Here is a 19,837-nt window from a genome sequence, read left to right on the forward strand (position 1 = left end):
GCCAGCTAGCGAAACGTCACAATTCGCCGCGCAGCTGCTCGATCAGGTCGGAGACCTTGCCCAGATGGTCGGCTTCGGTGTCGAGAATGGCCGACAGACAGGCGCGCTTCGTTTCGGTCACTTCGTGGCCCGCCGGTTGTTCGGACGCCGACAGGGCGCTCAGAACGATTTCGATCATGCGCTCCGCGCCGTGCAAACGGCCCCACAGATAGTCGTTCTCGCGGTAGGCGCGGCTGAAGAAGGCCCCGAAGGAGTTGAACCGGATCCCCTTCAGGGTCGCCTCTGTCCCGCCGCTGCGCAGAAAGTGGGCGTCCTCCGGCGAAATGCGGTCGATGCGCACTTCGCCATATTCGTCCAGCCCCTCGCCCTGCAGCAGCGGAAAGGTCGCCATGTCGTAGAGCGGAAAGCCGAGATAGGCGCGCAGGATGGCGCGGCGAACGACGGGCATCGTCGCGGGCGCCCGGATGAGGACGGAGATTCTCCGGTCGATCTCCGTGTCCAGCTTGGCGAGGTCCAGTTCGGCGCGGTAGCGGGCGATTGCCTCGGCGGGCTCGTTCGCCAGGAGGCCGTTCCAGTCGGCCACTGTGTCCTCTGCGAATTCGACTGTTTCCCGGTCGAGGAACGGCCCGAGCATCTCGAACAGCGCGCCGCGCGCACGTTCGGCAGAGGCCATGACTTCGCGCGCCTCGTCTTCCGCGGTCAGCTCGTTCAGTTTCCGCACGACGTAGCGCAGCCGGCGAATCCGGTAGCTGAGGTCGAAGGCGCGCAGGAAGCGTACGAATCGGTCGCGCGCAGCATCCTTAGCCCTCACCGTGCGGGTGATGTCCTCGATCCCCTCGTCGCGGCGCCACTCGCGGATTCTGGCGCGAACGTCGGCTTCGCCGGCCGCGCTGTCCGGCCGCGCGAGCTGCACCATGATACGCTCGAGAAAGGCCGTGACCTCCGCCAGTTTCAGATGCGCGTAGGGCGAATAGGCAAGACCCGCCTTCTCTACCGCCGCCGCCGTTGCCTGCGCCCGCAGCGTTTCCAGCCGCGCTGCGGACGGCTTGGCGTTCATCGTTCGCGAACCGAGAGCGGAATTGATCGCCGCATCGGTGTCGTCCGCGATGCCGTCGAGCACCGAGCGGAGCTTGCGTACGCGCTGCGACCGCCGGTCGAGCGCCTCCAGATCGTCCCGGATCGGCTGTTCGCGCGGAATATCGGAGAGGGACTGGATGATCGTCGTGAAGAAGCCCGGCGGCCCCTCCGTCTGGCCGCGCGATACGCCGATGGACCGGATGCCGGGCTTCGGGTCGATATAGACGAAGCGCCGGTCGACCTCCCGATATGCCGTTCTGTTCTTCAGGGCGGCAAGCGCAGGCCGGAAGGGCGCATTGTTGAGGATCGAGCCATCGAGAAGCGGCACGAGGTCGAGATCCTCCTCGCCTGCCCGTTCGGGAAACACATTCGCCAGAAAGGCACCGCGGTCCGGCCAGTTCTGGTTGCGACGCTCGAGCAGCTCATCCATCTCGGCAGCCTGGAAGGGCGGAAAAGCGCCCGGAAAGCTTGCCGTGGCGCGTGCCGCCGAGGCGAGCGACTGCGAACTGGCGAGCGACCTGACGACATTCCGGCCTCTGTCGCGAAAGGCGATCACCTTACGGTGCTCGATCTCTCGCACCACCGGGGGGGAGTGAAGTGTCAGCACCTGATCATGCCCGTAAAAGTCCGTGACGGTCACGAACAGGTCGAGCGGGGAGCCCTCAGGCAAAAGAGGCGGGGTGTGCGGCCCTGCATGCATGGCCTCGAACGCGTCGAGAATGAAGCCGCTGAACCGCGCCCCGGAAAAGGGCGGCTTGAACCAGCGGGACCTGACGAAGCGGGAGAGCTTCTCGCGCAGCTCGCGGCGGGCGCCGGCCTCGACCACCTCCTTGGTCAGGTCGATGCTGCGATCCTTCGCGAGCAGGCGTAGCAGCGGCGCAGCGTAGAATTTGGTGAACGCCGACTTGGGCACGGCGTCGGGATCGAGAAGCTCGTCGACGTCGGCCTTGTCGAGCCACAGGTCCACGAGCGGATCCAGACTGGCCCCGGAAGAGATCGCTTCGCCGAGAAGAATCCCGTTGATTCCGCCCGCCGAGGCACCGGCGATGATATCGACGCTGACCTTCAGGTTCACCCCCGGCCGGAGGCTTTTGAGCAGGTCGTAATAGACCCGCTCGCTGTCGCCCTCCGGCGCGGGCTCGTTCGCCTCCACCGCGCGGGACGCCTTCAGCAGTTTCCAGATCTCGCGGGTGATGCCGTGCATGTAGACGGCAAGGCTGATTCCCCCGTAGCAGATCAGCGCAAGGCGAAGCTCCTTTTCCCGCATCGGCCCGCCTTGCCACCGGCAGCGGCGGCCCTCAAGCATGCCGCCTCAATTGGTGAGCGTGACCACCCCGGCCCAAGGCGCTAGATATATCAGCCGATAGGGATCAGGAGGAATTCATCATGGCAACGCAGATCGCTCCCACGGAAAATCCGCAGGCCGCGGACATGCACGACATTCTTCGCCGTCAGCGCGCCGCCTTCATGGCCGAGCTGCCGGTCGGCGCAGCCATTCGCAAGGACCGCATACGCCGCGCCATAGACCTTCTGAAAACGCACCAGACCGAGCTGGTCGAGGCGCTGACCGAGGATTTCGGACACCGGTCGAAGGACCAGTCGATGTTCACGGACATCGCCGGCTCGGTCGGGCCGCTGAAACATTCGCTGAAGCATGTCGACGACTGGATGAAGCCGGAAAAGCGCAAGGTCGATTTTCCGCTCAACCTGCTGGGCGCCAAGGCCCGCATCGAGTTCCAGCCGAAGGGCGTCATCGGCGTCATCAGTCCCTGGAACTTCCCCGTGAACCTCACCTTCGCGCCGCTTGCCCAGATCTTCGCGGCGGGCAACCGTGCGATGGTGAAGCCGTCGGAATTCACTCCGGAAACCTCCGACCTGATGAGCCGGCTGGCGTCGAAATATTTCGACGAGACCGAACTCGCCTTCATCAACGGCGGCCCCGAGGTCGGCAAGGAATTCTCGGGACTCGCTTTCGACCATCTGATCTTCACCGGCGCCACGGGCATCGCAAAGCACATCCTTCACGGCGCGGCCGACAACCTGGTTCCGGTGACACTTGAACTCGGCGGGAAATCGCCGGTCATCGTCGGGGAGAGCGCCGACCTCGATGTCACCACGAAGCGGGTCGCCATGGGCAAGATGCTGAACGCCGGGCAGATCTGCCTTGCCCCCGACTACATGCTCGTGCCGCGCTCGAAGGAGCGGGACGTGGTCGGCGGACTGACCAGCGCGGCCGTCGAGATGTATCCGAGCCTCCTCTCGAACGACGACTATACTTCCATCGTCAATGGCCGCCACCGGGAGCGGCTTCAGGGCCTGGTCGACGATGCGCGCGAGAAGGGTGCCGAGGTCATCGAGGTCAATCCTGCCGGCGAGGATTTCGCCTCCGCCAACTCGAACAAGATGCCGCTGACGATCGTCCGCAATCCCACCGACGACATGAAGGTGATGCAGGAAGAGATTTTCGGCCCCGTCCTGCCCATCAAGACCTATGACCGGCTCGAAGAAGCGGTCGGCTATGTGAATGCCAACGACCGGCCGCTCGGTCTTTATTATTTCGGGACGGATTCGAAGGAAGAGACGCGCGTTCTCGACCAGACCATCTCGGGCGGTGTGACGGTGAACGACGTCATTTTCCACGTGTCGGTCGAAGACCTGCCCTTCGGCGGCATCGGCCCCTCCGGCATGGGCAGCTATCATGGCCATGACGGGTTCAAGACCTTCAGCCACGCCAAGTCGATCTACACCCAGCCGAAGCTCGATGTGGCGAAGATGGGCGGCATGCGTCCGCCCTATGGCGAGGCTCTCAGGAAGACCGTAAAACGGCAGATGGGCTAGGGCGCCGGTGCCCGGCCTTTCTTGGGAAAGGGTCGCGGCATGATCATCGAAGGGCGGCAGCGGGACCTTGGCGGCGGCTTCGCGGTCCGCCGGGTTCTGCCCAGTGCGAGGCGTCGTTCGGTAGGCCCGTTCGTCTTCTGGGATCATTTCGGTCCGAAGACCTATGAGCCGGGCGAGCGGTTCGACGTGCGGCCGCATCCGCATATCGACCTTGCCACCATCACCTATCTGTTCGACGGCGAGATCATGCACCGGGACTCGCTGGGCTCGCAGCAGGCCATCACGCCGGGCGCGGTCAACTGGATGACGGCCGGGACCGGCATCGTGCACTCGGAGCGGACGAGCGACGAGCGCCAAAAGAACGGCCAGACGCTGGAGGGCATCCAGTCCTGGGTGGCGATGCCGCGAGATCATGAACAGGGAGAGCCAGCCTTTCGCCATCATTCCGCAGACAGCCTGCCGCGCTGGGACTGGCCGGGCGCGCGCGCCGTCCTGATCGCAGGCGACGCCTATGGGCACAGCAGTCCCGTCGCCTATCCGGGCGGCATATTCTATGTGGACGTCACAGCGGAGCAGGGCGCGGAATTCGCCATGCCCGAGGGGCATGAGGAAATGGCCATTTACGCGGCGCACGGGCAGGTCAGCCTGCTTGGCGAAACCCTTTCACAGGGGCAGATGATGTTCGCCGACGCTGCCGGGCCGGACGACCTCGTGCGCTGTCATTCCGCATCGCGCCTGCTGCTGCTCGGCGGAGCGTCGCTCGAAGGTCCGCGGCATATCTGGTGGAATTTCGTCAGTTCTGATCCCGAGCGTATCCAGAAGGCTGCGGACGACTGGCGGCATGACCGCTTCCCATCCATCCCCGGTGATGACGACGAGCGCATTCCCCTGCCCGACGACGGCCCGCCGCCCCCGGTGCAGGGCGGCAGCTGACATGTTCGTCGGTCATTTCGGGGCGGGCCTGACCGACTATGCCTTCTTTACCTTCAGCCTGTTCGGGATCGAGCGGTTCCGCGTCGACGAAGGGCTGATGGCGCTGTCCGACTTCGACCTGATGCACATGCCCTGGACGCACAGCCTGGTGGCGACATTCGGCTGGGCGGCCCTGTTCGGCCTGCTGGTGGGCGCGGTCTTGCGGCGCCCGGCGGTAGGCTGGGTCGCGGCAGCCGTCGTCATATCGCACTGGGCTCTCGATCTTCTCGTCCACCGGCCCGACCTGACACTTACGGGATCGCCGCCCAAATTCGGCTTTGGCCTGTGGGACGTTCCGGCGGTCGGGATACCGCTGGAGTTCGCCATTCTGCTCGGCGGCGCCTGGCTCTACGCACGCGCAGTTCCGTCGGCAACGCGCGCAGGACGGATCGGACTCTGGCTGCTCGTCGCCGCTCTGGTGGGGGCACAGCTCGTCAACTGGTTCGCAGAACCGGCAACGACCGCACCGCCGCTCCTTGCGCTTCAGGCGCTCGCCGTCTTCGCGGTCGTCACACTCGCGGGCTGGTGGGTAGACCGGGCCCGGCGGCGGGTCCCCACCGCTGCAGGCTAGGCGTGCGGGAACTGGGTCGAGACCATCGACCCCTTAGCCGCCCATTTGTCGTGCAGCTCGACCAGTGCGGGGCGTCCGCGCCGCCAGTCCATCATACTGTGCCGGAAGTCGAGATACTCGAGCGCGATGACCGACAGCATTTCGGCATAGGGGACATAGGCGGGGGCGCCCGCCAGCATCTCGGGCAGCGCGTCGAGCGCGCGCTCGATCTTCCCCTTCCAGCGGTTCTGCCAGAAGACCGACCGCTCACCCGGCTGGCGCTGGGTTTCCATGCGCCAGGCGACGGCGGCGTCGAGGATCGCGTCGATATGGGAGGCGAGAGTCATGGCCGCCCAGCGCTTCGGGTCGTTAGGCTGGGGGTAAAGCTCGCCCGCCTCCTGCACGGAGGCCAGATAGCCCAGGATGACGCGGCTGTCGTGAATCGACTGGCCGTCGACCTCGAGCGCGGGGATCTTGGAGACGGGATTGACGCTGATCAGCTCATCGGGATCGGCGAGCGCATCCACCGGCACCTCGTCGATCCGGTGATCCATGTCGAGTTCCCGCACGAACACACGGACCTTGCGCGCGTAGGGCGAGGTGTAGGACATGAACAGCTTCATGGATGATTTCCCCCAAGACTCCCGAACCGATACCGAAGCTCCCGCGCCGGGTCCACTGTCGGGCATCACGGTCGTCGATCTGTCGCGGGTCCTCGCCGGGCCCTATGCGACGATGGTGCTGGCCGACCTAGGTGCACGGGTGATCAAGGTCGAGCGGCCGGGCGAGGGCGACGATTCGCGCGGCATCGGGCCGTTCAAGGACGGCAAAAGCGCCTATTTCACCTCTATCAACCGCGGAAAGCAGTCGATCGCCCTCGACCTGAAGGATGCGGGCGACCGGCAGGTTTTCGAGGCGCTGCTGCAGCGCGCGGACGTCCTCGTCGAAAACTACCGGCCCGGCACGATTGACAAGCTCGGCTATGGCTGGCCGGCCCTGCATGAGCGCTATCCTCAGCTGATCTATGCGGCGGCGAGCGGGTTCGGGCATAGCGGGCCGGACAGCCGCAAGGCAGCCTATGACATGGTGGTGCAGGCCATGGGCGGCATCATGAGCGTCACCGGGCATCCCGGCGGTCCGCCGACGCGGGTCGGCACCAGCATCGGCGATATTACCGCCGGCCTGTTCACCGTCATAGGCATCCTGTCCGCGCTTCACGACAGAAGGGACAGCGGCAGCGGGCGTTTCGTCGATGTCGCCATGCTCGACGGGCAGATCGCGATCCTGGAAAACGCCATCGCACGCTATGCGGTGACGGGCGAGGCGCCCGGCCCGCTGGGGGCCCGGCACCCGTCGATCACGCCCTTTGCCGCCTTTCGCTGCCGCGACGCCCATATCGTCATCGCCGCCGGGAACGACAGCCTGTTCCGCGCACTCTGCGACGTTCTGGGACTGCCCGACCTGCCGGGCAATCCCAGATTCGCCAGCAACAATGCGCGCAGCGAGAATGCAGAGGCGCTCCATACGGTCATGGAGGCGCAGCTCGAGACTGGCGACGCCGCGACCTGGCTCGCGCGGCTGGACGAGGCGGGTGTTCCCGCCGGTCCGCTGCAGGATGTCGGCGAGGCGCTCGCCCATCCGCAGGTGCGCGCACGCAACATGGCTATCCGCACCGCCTTCGAGGACGGCACCCCGCTGACGGCCGCGGGCAACCCGGTGAAGATCAGCGGCTTCGACGATCCGGCTACACGGCCGAAGGCTCCTGCCCTCGATGAACATCGCGCCGCGATCCTGGCGGAACTGGGACTGGCGTCGGGCACTGAACAGGCATGACGGAAAACGACCTAAGATTCGCGCACCGCCTTGCAGACGCCGCTGCCGCCGCCATCCGGCCCTATTGGCGGTCCGCCTTTTCCGTCGAGTCTAAGGGCGACCAGTCGCCGGTAACGGCGGCCGACCGCGCCGCCGAACTGGCGATGCGCGAGTTGATCGATAGAGACCGGCCGGACGATGGCATCGTCGGCGAGGAATATGGCACCAGCCGGGAGGGTGCGCGCCGGACCTGGGTGCTCGACCCCATCGACGGCACGACCAGCTTCATGGCGGGACGGCCGATCTTCGGCACGCTGATCGCGCTTCTCGAGGATGGGTGGCCGGTCCTCGGCATTATCGACCAGCCCATCGGAAAGGAGCGCTGGGCGGGCCGTACGGGCGACGGCACGACCTTCAACGGCAACCCGGTCGAATCGCGCCGCTGTGCGAAGTTGGACCGGGCCGTTCTCGCGACCACCAGTCCGAACCTCTTTTCGGAGGAAGACGGCCACCGCTTCATGGCCCTCGCCGGCCAGGCAGACCACAAGCGCATGGTCTATGGGGGCGACTGCTACAACTACGGCCTGCTTGCCTCGGGCCATCTCGACATCGTCGCCGAAACGGGACTGAAGTTGCACGACTTCGCCGCCCTCGTTCCCATCGTAGAGGGTGCTGGCGGCATGATGACCGACTGGGCGGGCGAGCCTCTGCACGCCGGGTCGGACGGCAGCGTGCTCGCGCTCGGAGATCCCGCCCGGCTGGAAGATGTGCTGGACGTGCTTCGCTAGCGGCTCAGGCGGGCTTCACCGCGTAGACCTTCACCGATCCGGCGTAATCGTTGAGATCGTAGCTTGAGAGAATCTGCCTGAGCGCCGCATGAGCGTCCTCCGGCTGCGCTGCAGACGACGGCCCGCAACATGAGCTTTGCACCTCCGCGGCGGCAGGTGCGCAGCAGGCCGCCTGACCGTCCACCTCGCCATAGGCGTTGAGATCGGTGCCGTCCTTTACCACCAGAACATCCCGAAGGCCGGCGGCCGTAAGCCCCTCCACAAAGGCTGAGGCGGGAATCGCGCCGGCAATGCAGCCGACATAGGCGGCCACGGACTCCTTCAGCGGGGCGGGAAGCGTTTGCTTCAGAGCGATGTCGCTGATCGCGACCCGTCCGCCGGGCTTCAGGACGCGCGCGATCTCGCGAAACACCGCGGCCTTGTCCTCGCTCAGGTTGATGACACAGTTCGAGATGACGCAGTCGGCGCTGGCGTCGGGAAGCGGCAACGCTTCGATCCCCCCAAGGCGGAACTCCGCATTGCGGACTCCCGCCTTCTCCGCATTGCGGCGCGCAAGCGAAAGCATGTCGGGGCTCATGTCGATGCCGATCGCCCGGCCATCCGCACCCACGGCCCGCGCCGCCAGGAAGACATCGAAGCCGCCGCCCGAACCGAGATCGACCACGGTTTCGCCGGGCCGAAGCTTCGCAGTGGCGGTCGGGTTGCCGCAGGACAGGCCGAGATTGGCACCTTCGGGCACCGCCGCCAGTTCGTCCGCGCTATAACCGAAGGCTGCCGCAACCCTGTCCGCCGCAGCGCGGTCGATTCCCGCTGCCCCGCGCGCCGTGGCACCGTAAAGCCCCCCGACCGCCTCGCCCATATTCGTCGCCATGCGCCGCTACTCCCTGTTGATCGCCAATGTGCCGCCCTTCGGACATATTGCGCGCAAGGTTACATGTCACCGCCCGGGGGACTGCGCGGATGATGATTGCGGCTGCATCCGAACTGTAGGAAAATGTCCGCGTCGGCGCGCCGTTGCGCCGATGCGTGGACGGCCGCCTCCTGCTCCGTCCGGAATGCCCCTCACATGATGATCGTTCCTACGTTCGTCGGGCCCAGCTCCATCGAAGGTGTCGGCCTGTTCGCCGCGGCCCCCATTCGTGCCGGACAGTCCATCTGGCAGCTCGACGAGCGATTCGACCTGCTGCTGACGCCAGACGACCTCGCCGGCCTTCCCGATCTCCAGCGCAGCTTTGTCGAGCGCTACGGCTATCCGCACATGACGCGCCCGGGCCTGACGGTGGTGGAATTCGACCATGGCCGCTTCATGAATCACAGCGAGACGCCGAATACCGACTTCCAGCACCCCGAGACAGGCTATGCCATTCGCGACATCGCCGCGGGCGAGGAGCTGACCTGCGACTATGCCGAGTTCGATCCCGGCTTCGCCATGCAGCCCGGGCGTTCCTTTTTCCTGAACGGGACGGCAGGACCGCCGCCGCCATCCGGCATCCATACTTGATTTTCGGAGGGCGCCCGCTATGTCAGCGCCCTTCGACGTGACCGTCCGGCCAGTGTGGGCTGCCGAGGCGGTCTTTTATCGTTCCAGACGACAGGAGACGAAAATGCCCAAGCTGAAGACGAAGAGCGGCGTCAAGAAGCGCTTCAAGATCACCGCCACCGGCAAGGTGAAGCACGGTGTGGTCGGCAAGCGCCACCGCCTGATTTCGCACAACGCCAAATATATCCGCTCCAACCGCGGCACGAAGGTCCTGTCCGATGCGGACACGAAGACCGTCAAGAAGTGGGCGCCCTACGGGCTTTAAGAGACGCGGAGACTAGACAATGGCACGTATCAAACGCGGTGTGCAGACGCACGCCAAACACAAGCGGGTTCTGAAGCAGGCGAAGGGCTATACCGGCCGCCGCAAGAACACCATTCGCGTCGCGATGCAGGCGGTCGACAAGGCCGGCCAGTACGCCTACCGTGACCGCAAGGTTAAGAAGCGGAACTTCCGCGCTCTGTGGATCCAGCGCATCAACGCCGCCGTTCGCGAAGAGGGTCTGACCTATTCGCGCTTCATGGCGGGCGTGAAGGCGGCGGGCATCGAGCTTGACCGCAAGGTCCTCGCCGACCTCGCCATGAACGAGGCCGACTCGTTTAAGTCGATCGTCAAGCAGGCCCAGACCGCGCTCGACAAAGCCGCTTAAGCGAACGCCTAGACCCACAGGCACTTACAGCTAGAAGGCGCGGGGAGGCCGTCCCATCCGGGACCGGCTTTCCCGCGCTTTTTGTTTGACCAGACGAGATTTCATGACTGCCGATATCGACCAGCAGACCGCCGACTGGCTTGCCCGCATAGCGGCCGCCGACAGCCCCTCCGATGTGGAGGCCCTGCGTGTGGAGGCCCTCGGGAAGTCGGGCGCGATCACCGCGCAGCTGAAGACCCTCGGCAAGATGAGCCCGGAAGAGCGTCAGACGACGGGCGCCGCGCTCAACAGGATGCGGCAGGAGGTGCAGGCCGCGCTCACGTCTCGCAAGGAAGCGCTGGAGGCCGCCGAGCTGGATCGCAAGCTGACCGAAGAGGCGGTCGACGTCTCGCTGCCCGTCGATCATGGCCGCACAGGCAGCGTTCACCCGGTCAGCCAGGTGATGGACGAGCTTGCGGAAATCTTCGCCGACCTCGGCTTCGCCGTCGCGACGGGGCCCGAGATCGAGGACGACTGGCACAATTTCACCGCCCTCAACATTCCCGAGCATCATCCCGCCCGGACCATGCACGATACATTCTGGTTTCCGAAGGAAGAGGGCGAAGACGCGCCGAAGCTGCTGCGTACCCACACCTCGCCGGTCCAGATCCGCACCATGACCGACGGCGAGCCGCCGATCCGCATCATCGCGCCCGGCCGGGTCTACCGTTCCGATTCCGACGCGACCCACACGCCCATGTTCCACCAAGTCGAGGGGCTGGTGATCGACCGCGGCATCCATATGGGCCACCTGAAATGGACGCTGGAGACCTTCGTGAAGGCGTTCTTCGAGACCGACGACGTCGAACTGCGGCTGCGCCCCAGCTACTTCCCCTTCACCGAGCCCTCGGCGGAGGTCGATGTGCGCTGCTCCTTCGCCGGCGGCAAGCTGACCATTACGTCCGACGGTGACGACTGGATGGAGATCCTCGGGTCCGGGATGGTGAACCGGCGCGTCATCGAGATGTGCGGGCTCGACCCGTCGGTCTGGCAGGGTTTCGCCTTCGGCGTCGGCATCGACCGTCTCGCCATGCTGAAATATGGCATGACCGACCTCAGGCAATTCTTCGAGGGCGACCTGCGCTGGAGCGGCCATTACGGCTTCTCGCCCTTTGCCGTCCCCACCCTCTCGCAGGGAGTGGGCGCATGAAGTTCACCCTGTCCTGGCTGAAGGATCATCTCGAGACCGAGGCAAGCCTCGACGAGATCGTGCGCACGCTCACCGCTGTAGGCCTCGAGGTCGAATCGGTCGACGACCCCGCGGCCCGGCTGGCTCCGTTCACCATTGCAGAAGTCGTCTCGGCAGAGGCGCATCCCGATGCCGACAAGCTCCGCGTGCTGCGCGTCGAGACCGGGTCCGGCGAGCCGCTTCAGGTCGTGTGCGGCGCACCGAATGCCCGCGCGGGCATGAAGGGCGTCTTCGCGGCAGAGGGCAGCTATGTCCCGGGCACCGGCATCACGCTGAAGCCCACCAAGATTCGCGGCGTCGCCTCGAACGGCATGATGGTGTCCGAGCGCGAGCTGGAACTGTCCGAGGATCATGACGGGATCATCGACCTTCCGGACGATGCGCCCGTTGGAACCTCCTATGCGTCCTGGGCGGGTCTCGACGACCCGGTCATCGAGATCGGCATCACGCCCAACCGGCAGGACTGCCTTGGCGTCCACGGCATTGCGCGCGACCTCGCCGCCGCCGGCCTCGGCACTTTGAAGGAGGGCACGGTCGAACTCGTCCCTGCCGCTTTCCCCAGCCCCGTCGAGATACGCACCGAAGACGAGGAGGGGTGCCCGGCGCTCTACGGCCGCGTCGTGCGCGGCGTGAAGAATGGCAGTTCGCCGGCATGGATGCAGCGCCGGCTGCGCGCCGTGGGCCTGCGCCCCATCGACGCGCTCGTCGATATCACCAACTATCTCATGCTCGACCGGGCGCGGCCTCTTCATGTCTACGACCTGGCGAAGCTCGATGGCCCGCTCGTCGCGCGCAAGGCGAAGGCGGGAGAAACCGTCGAGGCGCTGAACGAGAAGACCTACGAGCTCGCCCCTTCGATGACCGTCCTCGCCGACGACGCCGGCGCGCATGACATTGGCGGCATCATGGGCGGCGAGCGCACCGGTGTATCGGCGGACACCACCGACGTGCTGATCGAGTGCGCCTATTTCGATCCGGTCTCGGTCGCCCGCACGGGCCAGGCGCTCAGCCTCTATTCGGACGCCCGCGCCCGTTTCGAACGCGGCGTCGATCCCGGCTTTCTCGAAGGCGGCATCGAGCTGGCCACCAGGCTGGTCCTCGACCTGTGCGGCGGCGAGGCATCCGACATCGCCCGCGCGGGCACCCCGCCTACAGAGAAGAAGATCGTCAGCTACGATCCCGCACTCTGCGCGTCCCTCTCGGGGGTGGACGTGGACGAGGCCGAACAGGCGCGCATCCTCTCGGAGCTGGGCTTCGACGTCGACCGGGCCTTTCCCTGGTCGGTTACGGTGCCGCTATGGCGCCGCGATGTGGACGGCGCCGCGGACATCGTCGAGGAGGTCATCCGCATCCACGGTCTCCATACCGTGCCATCGACGCCGCTGCCGCGCGGCGAAGGCGTGGCTGCGCCGACGGCAACACCTGCCCAGACGATGGAGCGGCGCGTCCGCCGCGCGCTGGCCGCCCGCGGCCTCGACGAGATGATTACGTGGAGCTTCGTATCCGACGCCGAAGCCGAGGCGTTCGGCGGTACCTCCTTCCGGCTCGCGAACCCGATTTCCGCCGACCTCGTGGCGATGAAGCGCTCGGCGCTGCCCAGTCTCGTGTCGGCAGCGAGGACGAATCTCGACCGCGGGGCCCGCACGGTGCGCGTCTTCGAACTCGCCCGGCGCTATCTGGACGACGGCGAGCGCCCCACTGTCGGCATCCTCCTTGCGGGACTCTCGCGCGAGAAGGACTGGCGCACGGGCAACGAGGCCGGGTTCGACATATTCGATGCCAAGGCCGAGGCGCTCGCCGCCCTGGCTGCTGCCGGAGCGCCGACCGACAATCTGCAGGTGCAGGCCGGCGCATCGGACTGGTATCATCCGGGTCGCTCGGGCCGGCTGATGCTAGGCCCCAAGACCTGCCTTGCCGAATTCGGCGAGCTTCACCCCCGCACGGCGCGCGCCATGGACGTCGGCGGCCGTGTGGCGGCAGCGGAAGTCTTCCTCGACGCCGTCCCCGCCGCCAAGGGCAAGCGCGCCCGCCCCGCCTTCGCGCCCCCGGCGCTCCAGCCCGTCCTGCGCGACTTCGCCTTCCTGCTCGACCAGGCCGTTCCGACCGCGGACCTGGTGCGGGCTGTCGCTGGGGCAGACAAGTCCGCGATCACCGAGGTGCGGTTGTTCGACTATTTCGAAGGCGCGGGCGTTCCCGAGGGTAAGGTATCCGTTGCGATTCGCGTTACGTTGCAGCCGGGCGACAAAAGCTTCACCGATGAGGAGCTGTCGGCGATCTCGGCGAAGGTCGTGGCGGCGGCGGAAAAGCGCGGCGCCACCCTCCGCTAGGAAAGCCGCTTCATAGAAAGGGCCGTTCTTGTGGCTTCCGCCAGGAGCCGCCCGGTTGACGGACGTCCGAAGCTCTATATATAACATGTTATATTACCTGTTATGAAAAGGCTTGCGACAATGCCGGATATCCTTGCGGACGAAGGTCTCTACCTGATGGGAAGCCGCCTTAAGAGGCTGGCCGAACGAATGCAGGCGGACGCGTCGGAGATTTTCAGGCAGTGCGGGCTCGACCTGCAACCGCCGCAGGCCGCGGCGCTGGTCACCACGGACAGGCTCGCTCCGCTGAGCGTCGGCGCGTTGGCAGCCGCCCTTGGCTATAGCCAGCCAGCGGCGACGCGCGTCGCCCTTTCGCTGCAGAAACGCGGTCTTGTTTCCATCGAGCCGGACGCCGCCGACAAGCGCACGAGGCTTGTCAGTCTGACAAGTGAAGGCGAGCATCTGGTTCGGCGCCTCCGCCGCGAAGTCGTGCCTCGGATTACCCATGGCGTGTCGAGCCTGCTCGGGGGTCTGTCCGGTACGTTCGTCGAGCAGCTGGCCGGGATCGAAACGGCCTTTGCCGAAAATTCGCTAGCCGAACGTGCGCTGAACGAGGGGCCAGGCGCTGGGGCCGACAATATCCGCATTACCGGCTACCGCGAGGAGCATGCAGCGGACTTCAAGCGCCTCAATCTCGAATGGCTCGAGACGATGTTCGAGGTGGAGGCGGGTGACCTCGACGTGCTCGACCATCCCTATGAGCGGATCATCGCGCGCGGCGGTCAGATTCTCTTCGCTCTGGATGCTGCCGACACATGTGTGGGCACCTGCGCCTTGAAGCCCGACGGAAGCGGCAGCAGTGTCGAACTCACGAAGATGGCCGTTACCGGCGCGGTACGGGGGCAGAAGATCGGCGAAAGACTTCTCAACGAGGCCTTGCGCAGGTTCGAGGACAGCCGGTTCGACGAACTGTACCTCCTGACCAACACCGACTGCGGCCCTGCCATTCGGCTTTACGAGAAGTCGGGCTTCGTCCACGACGACGGCGTGGCGCGGCGCTTTGCCAGCCGCTACGCGCGCGCCAACGTCGCGATGCGCTACGTCCCCGGCAGCAGTTCCGCGTAAGGTGCGGCGAGACCCAACGCTCGGCTAGTCGTCAGCCTCGCTCTCGATGACCTCGGCCCGAACGGTCTCGGCTTCCCTCAGGGCTTCATGATTTACCGTCACGATCTTCGGCTGGCCGCCATCATGGTCTGCCACCAGCCAGAGCGAGCCGAGTTCCAGAAAGGCCCCCTCCCCGGGCACGACCGTGACTTCGGCCAGATCCAGTCGCTTCAGCAGCGTCATGATCCGTTCGTCGAAAATATCGTCGAAAATGCGGTTGATCTCATCCCGGTCGTCGAGCTGCCGCGTCTCTCCGCCCGCATCGATATAATAGAAGGGAATGTTGAGCGCATCGAGTATGGCCGCACGGTCTTCGGCCTCGGCGGCCGCCCGCAAGGCATCGAGCGCTTCGACGAACTGGCTGGCGGTGGTCGACATGCCGCAGGAGATGCTGACGCCGCCGATTTCGTCGTGGCTGCGGTCGAAGGCACGCTGCTCCTCGGTCTGCGCGTCCCAGATCTGATCGAGGCAGCTTGAAATCGCCTCGGCTTCGGCGTCGGCTCCCGCTGCGGTGACGGGCCCCTCCTCGCCGTCGCCGCCGACTCGCGCGATGTCTTCGTCTGCAGGATCGGGCTGACCGCAAGCAGCGAACGCCAGGAGGGCGGCAAGGGGGAGGAGATTAGTTTTCACGCGGATCGGCATAGGACTTGTCTTTGAATATGCGGCGGCGGCGTTCGCTCCGGTTTACCAGACCCGGGGCCTGTCGGCCCAGACGGTCGAGCGTATAGTTCAGTTCATTGGCGATCATATCGTAGTCGCCCTCCCTGATTGCCCGGTTCAGCCGCGGCGAGGCCTCCGGTGAGATGTTCTTCTCGCCGACATTGAAGGCGAGATCGACGAGCGCATCGAATTCATACTGGTCCAGATGCAGGTCGCCGACGACGCGGCGGACCGCCTCTTCGGCGATCTTCAGGTCGTCTGTCAGGAACTGCATTACCTGGCTGTCGTCGATCCTGTCGCCGACGCGCAGTCCGTCTTCCGGCCTGACCAGATGACCGACTCCGACGGTCGGCAGACCGGTGATGTCGCGGTAGACCTCTTTCACGGCGCCTTCTTCGGCCCGGATGACCTCCTTCATCTTCTGCGAGACTTTCAGTTCCGCCACCGCCCGGCGGACCCGGCGCCGCGCCTCCGCAACCTCCGGCGACAAGTCGGCGCCTTCCATCCGCTCATCGACCCCCTCCTGCAGGCGTGCCTGGGCGTCCCGCAGCTCCTCGGCCGTCGGCGGGTCGGCAGGTTCGCAAGCGGCGAGCGGTAAGAGGAAAACTGCGAAGGCAGGTGCGAGTCGCATCCTGTCCGTCTTAGCGAACGCAGGCTAGGCGACAATGATTACCCTGCCCGCTTCAATCTGTTAGGCCCCTGCCATGGAAGACGATCCCGAAAAGCTCGACGAAGGACGCCCGTCGCGTCAGCCAACCCCGCCGCAGGTCACCGAACTCGGCGGGCGGCAGCTTCATCCCTCCACGCTGATGATGGGCTATGGTTACGAGCCGCGCCTGTCCGAGGGCGCGTTGAAGCCGCCTATCTTCCTGACATCGACCTATGCCTTCGAAAGCGCGGCGGACGGCAAACGCTTCTTCGAAGGGATCACCGGCAAGCGTCCCGGCGGTTCCGAGGGGCTGGTCTACGGACGGTTCAACGGGCCGAACCAGGAAATCCTCGAGGACCGGCTCGCCCAGTGGGAGCGCGCCGAGGAAGCGCTCAGCTTCTCCTCGGGCATGTCCGCCATCGGCACGTCGCTGATGGCGCATGTCCAGCCCGGCGACGTCATCGTCCATTCCGCCCCGCTCTACGCCGCAACGGAAAAGATGATCGATTCGATGCTCGGCAAGTTCGGCGTCACCTGGGCCGACTTCCCGGCTCATTCTTCCCCGGAAGACATCCGGACGACCATCGAGGCCGCGCGCGGGCAAGGCCGCGTTTCGGTCATCTACCTCGAAAGCCCCGCGAACCCGACCAACGACCTGGTCGATATCGAGGCCGTCGCGGCCATTCGCGACGAGCTGTTCGCCGATGCCGAGCACAAACCGGTAATCATGTGCGACAACACCTTCCTGGGCCCCTGCTTCCAGTCGCCGACGCTGAACGGCGCCGACATCTCGCTCTATTCGCTGACGAAATATGTCGGCGGCCATTCGGATCTGGTGGCCGGGGCCTGTGTCGGCAGCCGTGAGGCGCTCGCGCCCATCCTGGCGCTCAGGAACACGCTCGGGACGATTACCGACCCCAACACCGCCTGGATGCTGCTTAGGTCGCTCGAAACCGTGCAGCTGCGGATGGAAAAGGCGGAGTCGAATGCCCGCGCGGTGGGCGAATTCCTGCGCGATCATCCGAAGGTGGAGCGCGTCTCCTGGCTGGGCTTTCTCGACCCCTCGTCGTCGCAGGGCGAAATCTACAAGCGCCACTGCACGGGCGCGGGTTCGACCTTCTCGGTCATCGTGAAGGGCGGCGAACCGGAGGCGTTCCGCCTGCTCGACAACCTGCGCACGGTGAAGCTGGCCGTCAGTCTCGGCGGCACCGAATCGCTCGCCAGCCACCCGGCTGCGATGACGCATCTCAGTGTGCCCGAAGACAGGCGGGCCGAGCTCGGCATCAGCGACAATCTGGTGCGTGTGTCGATCGGTGTGGAACATGAGGACGATCTGATCGCTGACTTCGATCAGGCCCTGAAAGCCGTCTAGGGAGGGACAGCGCGCCGGACATTCGTGCCGGCATGTTCGACGATGCAGCGTATCAGTATTTTCGATATGGACCGCACGATCACGCGCGGCGGCACATATTCCCAGTGGCTGATGCACTGGATCCGGAACCGTGCGCCCCACCGCGCTGTGCTGCTGCCGGCCACCGGTGTGGCCGGCCTTGCCTATTTGTCCCGCGCTGTCGGCCGGGCCCGGCTGAAGGAACTGAACCAGGCCCTCCTGATGGGGCGCCGGGTCGATGCCGCCCGCGCCGAGGAAGAGGCCGAGCGCTTCGCCGAGATCATCGTCCCCGAACATTGTTTCCCTGCCGCCATCGAGCGCATCAAGGCGGAACGGGCGGAAGGGCGGCGCGTGATGCTCGCGACGGCATCCTATGCCTTCTATGTTCGCCCCATTGCGCGGAGGCTACGGGCCGAGGACGTCATCGCGACCGAGGTCGAACGCGACGAAGCCGGCCGGCTTCTGGCGAAGATCGACGGCGAGAATTGCTACGGCCCCGCGAAGCTGCGGAAAATCGAGGCCTATTTCGAAGAGCGCGGCATCGACCGCGACGAGGCGCATGTGCGCTTCTTCACCGACCATGAAAGCGATGCACCGGTCCTCGACTGGGCCGACGAAGCCTTTGCCGTAAACGGGAAATCCCCGATGAAGAGCCTGTCGTCCGATCGGGGCTGGACCCAGCTGGACTGGGCCTGAGCTCAGGCGTCGTCAGCCACTCCGACCCTCAGGACTGGCAGCGGAAAAAGGACGGCGCCTGGAAATAGCAGGTCGCGACCTGGCCCCGGCGGGAGAAGGTCACTTCCGCCTCCTGCTCGGTATCGGCGGCAAGCTCGGTAAGCTGCCTGACCGACGTCACATCCTGCCCGTTCACACGCTCGATCACGTCGCCGGTGCGTACGAAGTTCACCCGTGAGGCCGGCGCGCCCCGCGCGATGCCCGTGACGATCACGCCGCGTTCGGGGGTGCCGCCGCCCAGTTCGGAGGCAAGCCGGGGGCTGAGATTGGCGACCCTGACCCCGGTCAGGATCGTCCGGCCGGAAATGATGGTCTCGTTGCGAGGGGGCGTTTCGGGCGGCTCGATCAGCCGCGCCGTCAGGCTCCGCCGTTCACCGTCGCGCAGCACCGTCATCTCGACGGGCGTATCGATGCCCCGGCTGCCTGTCAGATATCGGAGCGAATTGGGGTCGAGCACCGGCTCTTCGTTTACGGCGATCACCACATCCCCCTGGCCCAGCCCGGCATTGTCGGCGGGCGAACCGGGCGTCACCTGCCTGACGATGACGCCGGCGGGGCGGTCGAGACCGATGGAGCGGGCAATGTCGCGCGTCACGGCCTGCGTATCCGCGCCCAGCCAGGGCCGGATCACCCGGCCGGCGGCTGCGCTGGAGAGGAACTGACGCACCATGTTCACCGGAATAGCGAACCCGATGCCGTTCGAGCCGCCCGAGCGCGAATAGATGGCGGTATTCACGCCGACGAGCTGGCCGTCGAGGCCGATCAGCGCGCCGCCGGAATTTCCCGGATTGATGGCCGCGTCGGTCTGCAGGAAGAACTGATAGTCGCTGATGCCGACGCCGGTACGCGCCACGGCGGAGATGATCCCGCTCGTGACGGTCTGGCCGACGCCGAAGGGATTGCCGATGGCGACCACGATGTCGCCCACCTCGACCTGGTCGCTGTCGCCGAGCGGAACGGTCGGAAGCGGCGTTCCGCGCGTGTCGACCTTCAGGAGCGCAAGGTCCAGCTGCGGGTCGGAGAAGACGAGTTCTGCGGAAAACTCACGCCGATCCGACAGGGCGACGAGGATCTGCTCGGCATTCTCGACGACGTGATTGTTGGTGACGATCAGGCCGTCCCCGCCGACGATCACGCCTGAGCCGAGCGACTGCTCGGTGCGCTCGGGGCGCTGCATGCGCCCAAAAAACTGATCGAAGAAGCTCTGCGCAACCCGCCGCTGGCCGCGCCGCGCCGAATATACGTTGACGACTGCCGGCGACACCTCCTGCACAAGCGGGGCGTAGGACAGCAGCACTCCTTCCCGGCTGCCGGGAACCAGCCGCCTGTCCGCCTCTGGCAGGGAGGGCTCGGTTTCCGCAAGCAGTTCGGCCTGCTGGGCGAATGCACCCGATAGATGGTCGCGCAACAGGACGGCACCGGTCGCACCGATCAGGAGGCCGAGTAGGACGAGGAGAACGGTCTTCAGTCGCATGGGC

Annotated in this window: 19 protein-coding genes; 13 read left to right on the forward strand and 6 right to left on the reverse strand. The window is 65.8% G+C overall.

The annotated features are described in order from the left end of the window. Nucleotides 1-16 precede the first annotated feature (16 nt). On the reverse strand, nt 17-2,344 hold the full coding sequence (locus tag KCN53_RS01325; protein ID WP_088711808.1) for a patatin-like protein: 2,328 nt from the start codon (nt 2,342-2,344) through the stop codon (nt 17-19). A 119-nt stretch (nt 2,345-2,463) separates the two neighbouring features. Between KCN53_RS01325 and KCN53_RS01330 the strand changes: the two genes are divergently transcribed. From KCN53_RS01330 to KCN53_RS01340, 3 genes are read left to right on the forward strand one after another with little or no spacing between them, the layout of a single operon-like run. Then, nucleotides 2,464-3,915, forward strand: a complete 1,452-nt coding sequence (locus tag KCN53_RS01330; RefSeq protein WP_088711807.1) for a coniferyl aldehyde dehydrogenase — start codon at nt 2,464-2,466, stop codon at nt 3,913-3,915. 39 nt (nt 3,916-3,954) lie between these two features. Beyond that, the gene (locus KCN53_RS01335; protein ID WP_088711806.1) at nt 3,955-4,848 is read left to right on the forward strand and encodes a pirin family protein; all 894 of its coding nucleotides are present in this window, start codon (nt 3,955-3,957) and stop codon (nt 4,846-4,848) included. Between the two features lies 1 nt (nt 4,849). Then, nucleotides 4,850-5,458: a hypothetical protein gene (locus tag KCN53_RS01340; RefSeq protein WP_088711805.1), complete on the forward strand. Its 609-nt coding sequence runs from the start codon at nt 4,850-4,852 to the stop codon at nt 5,456-5,458. Here the strand turns inward: KCN53_RS01340 and KCN53_RS01345 are convergent. Beyond that, nucleotides 5,455-6,060 (reverse strand): glutathione S-transferase N-terminal domain-containing protein, encoded by a 606-nt coding sequence (locus KCN53_RS01345; protein ID WP_172406186.1) that lies wholly within the window; start codon nt 6,058-6,060, stop codon nt 5,455-5,457. The genes KCN53_RS01340 and KCN53_RS01345 overlap by 4 nt on opposite strands. On the opposite strand from KCN53_RS01345, the gene KCN53_RS01350 reads away from it, so the two are divergent. Together KCN53_RS01350 and hisN are read left to right on the forward strand one after the other, a co-directional pair. Then, a complete protein-coding gene (locus KCN53_RS01350) occupies nt 6,047-7,270 on the forward strand; it encodes a CaiB/BaiF CoA transferase family protein (protein ID WP_207790594.1) in 1,224 nt (407 codons plus the stop codon). The genes KCN53_RS01345 and KCN53_RS01350 overlap by 14 nt on opposite strands. Next, nucleotides 7,267-8,037 carry a histidinol-phosphatase gene (gene hisN / locus KCN53_RS01355; RefSeq protein ID WP_088711804.1) on the forward strand — a complete coding sequence of 257 codons (771 nt, stop codon included), beginning with the start codon at nt 7,267-7,269 and terminating at the stop codon, nt 8,035-8,037. Before KCN53_RS01350 ends, hisN begins: the two co-directional genes overlap by 4 nt. A gap of 4 nt (nt 8,038-8,041) precedes the next feature. Here the strand turns inward: hisN and arsM are convergent, their stop codons facing one another. Beyond that, nucleotides 8,042-8,908: an arsenite methyltransferase gene (gene arsM / locus KCN53_RS01360; protein WP_088711803.1), complete on the reverse strand. Its 867-nt coding sequence runs from the start codon at nt 8,906-8,908 to the stop codon at nt 8,042-8,044. A 195-nt stretch (nt 8,909-9,103) separates the two neighbouring features. On the opposite strand from arsM, the gene KCN53_RS01365 reads away from it, so the two are divergent. The 6 genes from KCN53_RS01365 (at nt 9,104) to KCN53_RS01390 (ending at nt 14,886) form a co-directional block, all read left to right on the forward strand. Next, nucleotides 9,104-9,538, forward strand: a complete 435-nt coding sequence (locus tag KCN53_RS01365) for an SET domain-containing protein (protein ID WP_088711802.1) — start codon at nt 9,104-9,106, stop codon at nt 9,536-9,538. Nucleotides 9,539-9,641: 103 nt separating this feature from the next. Then, nucleotides 9,642-9,842 carry a 50S ribosomal protein L35 gene (rpmI, locus tag KCN53_RS01370; RefSeq protein ID WP_088713352.1) on the forward strand — a complete coding sequence of 67 codons (201 nt, stop codon included), beginning with the start codon at nt 9,642-9,644 and terminating at the stop codon, nt 9,840-9,842. 19 nt (nt 9,843-9,861) lie between these two features. Beyond that, entirely contained in the window at nt 9,862-10,227 is a 366-nt protein-coding gene (gene rplT, locus KCN53_RS01375) for a 50S ribosomal protein L20 (protein WP_088711801.1), read from the forward strand. A gap of 103 nt (nt 10,228-10,330) precedes the next feature. After that, nucleotides 10,331-11,416 carry a phenylalanine--tRNA ligase subunit alpha gene (pheS, locus tag KCN53_RS01380; RefSeq protein ID WP_088711800.1) on the forward strand — a complete coding sequence of 362 codons (1,086 nt, stop codon included), beginning with the start codon at nt 10,331-10,333 and terminating at the stop codon, nt 11,414-11,416. Continuing rightward, nucleotides 11,413-13,782 carry a phenylalanine--tRNA ligase subunit beta gene (gene pheT, locus KCN53_RS01385; RefSeq protein WP_088711799.1) on the forward strand — a complete coding sequence of 790 codons (2,370 nt, stop codon included), beginning with the start codon at nt 11,413-11,415 and terminating at the stop codon, nt 13,780-13,782. Before pheS ends, pheT begins: the two co-directional genes overlap by 4 nt. Before the next feature lie 120 nt (nt 13,783-13,902). Beyond that, nucleotides 13,903-14,886: a bifunctional helix-turn-helix transcriptional regulator/GNAT family N-acetyltransferase gene (locus KCN53_RS01390; RefSeq protein WP_172406185.1), complete on the forward strand. Its 984-nt coding sequence runs from the start codon at nt 13,903-13,905 to the stop codon at nt 14,884-14,886. A gap of 24 nt (nt 14,887-14,910) precedes the next feature. Here the strand turns inward: KCN53_RS01390 and KCN53_RS01395 are convergent, their stop codons facing one another. Then, a complete protein-coding gene (locus KCN53_RS01395) occupies nt 14,911-15,555 on the reverse strand; it encodes a hypothetical protein (RefSeq protein WP_143712191.1) in 645 nt (214 codons plus the stop codon). Further along, the gene (locus KCN53_RS01400) at nt 15,545-16,216 is read right to left on the reverse strand and encodes a lysozyme (protein ID WP_088711796.1); all 672 of its coding nucleotides are present in this window, start codon (nt 16,214-16,216) and stop codon (nt 15,545-15,547) included. The genes KCN53_RS01395 and KCN53_RS01400 overlap by 11 nt, the downstream gene beginning before the upstream one ends. A gap of 73 nt (nt 16,217-16,289) precedes the next feature. Here KCN53_RS01400 and KCN53_RS01405 point away from each other — a divergent pair, with 73 nt between their 5' ends. Beyond that, the gene (locus KCN53_RS01405) at nt 16,290-17,606 is read left to right on the forward strand and encodes a cystathionine gamma-synthase family protein (RefSeq protein ID WP_088711795.1); all 1,317 of its coding nucleotides are present in this window, start codon (nt 16,290-16,292) and stop codon (nt 17,604-17,606) included. Between the two features lie 42 nt (nt 17,607-17,648). Continuing rightward, a complete protein-coding gene (locus KCN53_RS01410) occupies nt 17,649-18,320 on the forward strand; it encodes an HAD family hydrolase (protein WP_088711794.1) in 672 nt (223 codons plus the stop codon). Nucleotides 18,321-18,348: 28 nt separating this feature from the next. Here the strand turns inward: KCN53_RS01410 and KCN53_RS01415 are convergent, their stop codons facing one another. Further along, nucleotides 18,349-19,833 carry a Do family serine endopeptidase gene (locus KCN53_RS01415; RefSeq protein WP_088711793.1) on the reverse strand — a complete coding sequence of 495 codons (1,485 nt, stop codon included), beginning with the start codon at nt 19,831-19,833 and terminating at the stop codon, nt 18,349-18,351. Between the last annotated feature and the right edge of the window lie 4 nt (nt 19,834-19,837).

This window comes from Pacificimonas aurantium (assembly GCF_020092905.1).
GTDB lineage: Bacteria > Pseudomonadota > Alphaproteobacteria > Sphingomonadales > Sphingomonadaceae > Pacificimonas > Pacificimonas aurantium.

Coding starts and splice junctions, on each gene's coding strand:
- KCN53_RS01350 (WP_207790594.1), top strand. CDS start 6,047: ATGAACAGCTTCATGGATGATTTCCCCCAAGACTCCCGAACCGATACC.
- KCN53_RS01340 (WP_088711805.1), top strand. CDS start 4,850: ATGTTCGTCGGTCATTTCGGGGCGGGCCTGACCGACTATGCCTTCTTT.
- KCN53_RS01415 (WP_088711793.1), bottom strand. CDS start 19,833: ATGCGACTGAAGACCGTTCTCCTCGTCCTACTCGGCCTCCTGATCGGT.
- pheT (WP_088711799.1), top strand. CDS start 11,413: ATGAAGTTCACCCTGTCCTGGCTGAAGGATCATCTCGAGACCGAGGCA.
- rplT (WP_088711801.1), top strand. CDS start 9,862: ATGGCACGTATCAAACGCGGTGTGCAGACGCACGCCAAACACAAGCGG.
- KCN53_RS01410 (WP_088711794.1), top strand. CDS start 17,649: ATGCAGCGTATCAGTATTTTCGATATGGACCGCACGATCACGCGCGGC.
- rpmI (WP_088713352.1), top strand. CDS start 9,642: ATGCCCAAGCTGAAGACGAAGAGCGGCGTCAAGAAGCGCTTCAAGATC.
- KCN53_RS01325 (WP_088711808.1), bottom strand. CDS start 2,344: ATGCGGGAAAAGGAGCTTCGCCTTGCGCTGATCTGCTACGGGGGAATC.
- KCN53_RS01330 (WP_088711807.1), top strand. CDS start 2,464: ATGGCAACGCAGATCGCTCCCACGGAAAATCCGCAGGCCGCGGACATG.
- KCN53_RS01365 (WP_088711802.1), top strand. CDS start 9,104: ATGATGATCGTTCCTACGTTCGTCGGGCCCAGCTCCATCGAAGGTGTC.
- KCN53_RS01405 (WP_088711795.1), top strand. CDS start 16,290: ATGGAAGACGATCCCGAAAAGCTCGACGAAGGACGCCCGTCGCGTCAG.
- KCN53_RS01335 (WP_088711806.1), top strand. CDS start 3,955: ATGATCATCGAAGGGCGGCAGCGGGACCTTGGCGGCGGCTTCGCGGTC.
- hisN (WP_088711804.1), top strand. CDS start 7,267: ATGACGGAAAACGACCTAAGATTCGCGCACCGCCTTGCAGACGCCGCT.
- KCN53_RS01345 (WP_172406186.1), bottom strand. CDS start 6,060: ATGAAGCTGTTCATGTCCTACACCTCGCCCTACGCGCGCAAGGTCCGT.
- arsM (WP_088711803.1), bottom strand. CDS start 8,908: ATGGCGACGAATATGGGCGAGGCGGTCGGGGGGCTTTACGGTGCCACG.
- KCN53_RS01400 (WP_088711796.1), bottom strand. CDS start 16,216: ATGCGACTCGCACCTGCCTTCGCAGTTTTCCTCTTACCGCTCGCCGCT.
- KCN53_RS01390 (WP_172406185.1), top strand. CDS start 13,903: ATGCCGGATATCCTTGCGGACGAAGGTCTCTACCTGATGGGAAGCCGC.
- pheS (WP_088711800.1), top strand. CDS start 10,331: ATGACTGCCGATATCGACCAGCAGACCGCCGACTGGCTTGCCCGCATA.